This is a genomic window from Psychrobacillus sp., from assembly GCF_056205495.1.
In genome coordinates this window covers 1-3,010 of record NZ_JBAEAP010000264.1, presented here as the reverse complement: position 1 = coordinate 3,010, position 3,010 = coordinate 1, and the positions used below count along the sequence as shown (strand labels likewise).

Sequence of the window (3,010 nt, the reverse complement as noted above, 5' to 3'; positions counted from 1 at the left end):
TAAAGAAGATTATTTTTTTGCAAGAAGCCACCTCCATTAACTTGTTAATATTTAGTTTTAGTTAAATATTAACATATAAAACAAAATTTAACTCATATTCGTATGTTACTCTCTCATTCTTTTTTATCTACATCTAGATATAAATATTTTGGATAGGTCTTATAGCTTTAACTACAATATGCTTGTACTCTTCAGCAAGTAACTGGCATCTTTAAGAGCAAAGGTTCCCTTAACGGAAAGAAGATGATATGATAATCGAAGAATTTTTTTCAAAGGAGATTATCATGGAAAGTTTAAAACAACAATGGTTTGGAAATATACGGGGCGATATTTTATCCGGAATAGTAGTTGCTCTTGCCCTTATTCCTGAAGCCATTGCTTTTTCAATTATAGCAGGAGTCGATCCGATGGTAGGGCTATATGCTTCTTTTTGTATAGCAGTCATTATTGCCTTTGTAGGCGGACGACCAGGTATGATATCTGCAGCGACTGGGGCAATGGCTCTAGTTATGGTGCCTCTTGTTAAAGAATACGGATTAGATTATTTATTAGCAGCAACCATCTTGACAGGGATTATTCAACTACTATTTGGTGTCTTTAAGATTGCTAAGCTGATGAAGTATATTCCTAATGCAGTGATGATTGGATTCGTCAATTCGTTAGCGATACTAATATTCATGGCTCAAGTACCACATTTCATTGGGATCTCAACGATGACGTATATTTTTGTAGGAATTACACTTATTCTTGTTTATACATTACCACGTTTCATCAAAGTAATACCGGCACCGTTAATAGTGATCGTCACATTAACTATCGTTGCTATTTACAGTGGATTTGAATTAAAAACGATAGGTGATTTAGGAAATATTTCACAAACCTTACCATCCTTTTTGCTTCCAAATGTTCCTCTAAATTTAGAAACGCTACAGATAATTTTCCCGTTTTCTATAGCACTTGCAATAGTGGGACTAGTAGAGTCGTTACTTACTTCTCAAATTTTAGATGATATGACTGCAACCGAAAGTGATAAAAATAAAGAGGCTAGAGGTCAAGGTATTGCTAACTTCGTAACGGGATTCTTTGGTGGTATGGCAGGATGTGCGATGATTGGACAATCAGTGATTAACGTTAAATCAGGAGGAAGAGGTCGACTTTCTACTCTAGTAGCCGGTTTGTTCCTTATATTCCTAATCCTTGTTTTAGGTGACTTGGTCGTTAAAATTCCAATGCCAGTATTAGTTGGAATCATGATTATGGTATGTATCGGTACCTTTGACTGGAACTCATTTAAGTATTTAGTAAAAGCACCAAGAACAGATGCACTGGTCATGCTGACTACTATAATAATTGTAGTGTATACACACGACCTGTCAAAGGGAGTTATCGCAGGAGTTATATTAAGCGCGGTTTTCTTTGTTGTAAAAATTTCTACCCTAAAAGTTATAGAACAGGATCAGCGATACATTATAGAAGGGCAGCTATTTTTTGCCTCTACTGATAGCTTTGTAGATTACTTTAAAAAGTCCACTACACTATCGGATACTATACAAATTGATTTTACTAATAGTAGGATCTGGGATGATTCCGGGGTAGGAGCATTATTTAAAGTGAAGGATTTACTAAGTGAGCGAGGACTTCAAGTAGAATTAATCGGCTTAGATTCATATAGTAAAAAAATGATTGCTCAAATAGATGCTCTATCCACTCATTAAAGGGGGAATCCGCACCATGTATAACCATATTGTTTTAGCAGCAGATGGCTCTGAAAATGCTGTTCGAGCAGCGAAGGAGACAATCAAAATTGCTTCTTTAAATAAGCAATGTTTGGTGGAAATAGTTTATGTAGCAGATTTTGAAAAAGCAAGGACAGAGGTACTGCATGCAGGCTCTACAGAGGTTTTAAAATTAGAACGTAGAAAGAAAATACAAAATGTTGAGCTACTTTTAAAGGAATCGGAAATTAGCTATAAAATCAATATACTGCATGGTATCCCTGGTCCTGAGATTGTTAAATTCGCCAATGAAAATAAGGTAGATCTTTTAGTCATTGGGAGCAGAGGCTTAAATTCCCTACAGGAAATGGTTTTAGGAAGCGTCAGTCATAAGGTAATAAAACAAGTTCAATGCCCAGCTTTAGTAGTTAAGTAAATTCATGTTAAAGTCCTGTTTATAACAGGGCTTTTATTTTTGGTGGAATTTTCATATAATTTAATAAAATAGAGGAGGTTACTGATGGGCACTCAAGAAGGAATATATATTCGTCTTCTTCAAATGAAAGATACAGAAGCGGCACTGGACTTAGAAATAAGAAACAAGGAATTTTTCAAGCACTATTCAGTTTTAAGAGAGCCGGATTTTTATACATATGAAAAAATAAAGGAACGCATTGAAAATGGGATAACAGGTGCAACAAATGATACATTGTATGCGTTCGGCATCTTTTTATCCAAAACAGATGAATTAATTGGCAATGTTGCCCTATCACACATCTCTCGAGGTCCAGCTCAAAGTTGTATGATTGGTTACACCTTAGACGAACAGCAAAATGGGAAGGGCTACATGACGGAAGCAGTTAAGATGGCCGTTGCTTATGGCTTTGAAACATTAAAATTACATAGAATTGAGGCTGGAGTTATGCCTCACAATACACCTTCAATAAAAGTGTTGGAAAAAGCAGGCTTTCATAAAGAAGGGATTGCTAAAGAAAATGTACAAATAAACGGTAAATGGCAGGACCATCTCATTCTAGCGATTATAAATCAAGAGGATTAAGAGGGTATTATGTAATTAGCATTTTATAGGAGACAACGAAAATGATAGATATAAAAAGAATTAGTTTAGAGCCTGGCAAAAGAGTAATAGTGATCTCGGATATCCATGCAAACTTACAGCTATTTAAAAAGTTATTAGACAGAGTCAATTACCAGCTGGATGATTATCTATTTATTAATGGGGACTTATGTGAAAAAGGAGATAACAGCTTAGAGGTTGTGGAATTTGTCCGCTC

Annotated in this window: 4 protein-coding genes; all 4 read left to right on the top strand. The window is 35.4% G+C overall.

Annotated elements, in window-relative coordinates:
• The first annotated feature begins 281 nt into the window (after positions 1–281).
• Positions 282–1,715 carry a SulP family inorganic anion transporter gene (locus AC06OU_RS07650; RefSeq protein WP_475855032.1) on the top strand — a complete coding sequence of 478 codons (1,434 nt, stop codon included), beginning with the start codon at positions 282–284 and terminating at the stop codon, positions 1,713–1,715.
• Positions 1,716–1,731: 16 nt separating this feature from the next.
• Positions 1,732–2,151 carry a universal stress protein gene (locus AC06OU_RS07645; RefSeq protein ID WP_475855030.1) on the top strand — a complete coding sequence of 140 codons (420 nt, stop codon included), beginning with the start codon at positions 1,732–1,734 and terminating at the stop codon, positions 2,149–2,151.
• Between the two features lie 84 nt (positions 2,152–2,235).
• Positions 2,236–2,775, top strand: coding sequence for a GNAT family N-acetyltransferase (locus AC06OU_RS07640; RefSeq protein ID WP_251553074.1), 540 nt, complete (start codon positions 2,236–2,238; stop codon positions 2,773–2,775).
• Positions 2,776–2,816: 41 nt separating this feature from the next.
• Positions 2,817–3,010: metallophosphoesterase (locus tag AC06OU_RS07635; protein WP_475855028.1), on the top strand; the 194-nt coding region annotated here is incomplete at its 3' end.